The 1,232-nt window shown below is 71.1% G+C and carries 1 protein-coding gene; it reads left to right on the forward strand.

From position 1 onward, the window contains the following. On the forward strand, positions 1–1,232 hold a 1,232-nt coding region (locus tag ACFQ36_RS22740), incomplete at both ends, for an amylo-alpha-1,6-glucosidase (protein WP_377017848.1).

Below are 1,232 nucleotides of genomic sequence, written 5' to 3' on the forward strand. Positions count from 1 at the left end.
CTGTTCGAGGTGAAGGAGGCGCGGATCCAGCGGCACTGGGACGAGACGCGGCAGCCCGACGGTGGTTCGCTGACCATCCGCGCTACCTGGCAGGACGTCCGCAAGGGGATCGTCGTCAACGCCGAGGGCGCCGAGGTCGGGCCGGACGCCCTGACGTATCGCACAATCGTCCCGCCGCACGGGCACTGGAGTACGCGGCTGAGCGTGGTTCCCGCCGTTGACGGGTCCGGCCCGGCGGCACCGTTTGTTCGTCCGGACGCGGGCGGCCTGTCCCCGCGGGACCGGCGCCGGCAGGAGTGGGTGGCCAGGATTCCGGTCGTGCAGATGGGCAACCGTGCCATCGAGCGGACCCTGCGGCGCAGCTACGACGACCTGGGCGCCCTGCGGATCGAGGATCCCGCCCATCCGGAGCGCGTGGTGGTGGCCGCCGGGGCGCCCTGGTTCATGGCCCTGTTCGGCCGCGACTCGCTGTGGGCGTCCCTCATGGCGTTGCCGGTGGATCCGTCCCTGGCCCTGGGCACCGTGCAGACGCTGGCCGACCGCCAGGGCACCGTGGTGGACCCGGTGAGCGAGGAGGAGCCGGGCAAGATCCTGCACGAGGTCCGGCTCGATGTCTCCAGCGGGCTGGCCCTGGGCGGCAAGAACGCCTACTACGGCAGCGTCGACGCCACCCCGCTGTTCGTGGCGCTGCTCGGGGAGGTCAGCCGCTGGGGGTTCGCCAGGGAGACCATTGCCGCCCTGCTGCCCAACGCGGACCGGGCGCTGGACTGGATCGAGCACTACGGGGACCGCGACGGCGACGGGTTCGTCGAGTATGCGCGCCTGAACGACCAGGGGCTGGTCAACCAGGGCTGGAAGGACTCCTGGGACGGCATCAACTTCGCCGACGGGCGGCTGGCCGAGCCGCCCATCGCCCTGTGCGAGGTCCAGGCCTACGTGTTCAGCGCGTACAAGGCCCGCTCCTGGATGGCCTACGACGCCGGCGACCTGGCCTTGGCGGCCGAGTACCGGGATCGCGCGGCGCGGCTGAAGCGGCGGTTCAACGAGCAGTTCTGGCTGCCGGACAAGGGCTACTACGCCGTCGCCCTGGACAGGGACAAGCGCCCGGTGGACGCGTGTGCCTCCAATATGGGGCAATGCCTGTTGTTCGGCATCGTCGACGAGGACAAGGCCCCGCTGGTGGCCGGGCGGCTGATGTCCCCGGAAATGTTCAGCGGCTGGGGCGTGCGCAC

Source organism: Arthrobacter sp. GCM10027362 (assembly GCF_042679445.1).
Lineage (GTDB): Bacteria > Actinomycetota > Actinomycetes > Actinomycetales > Micrococcaceae > Crystallibacter.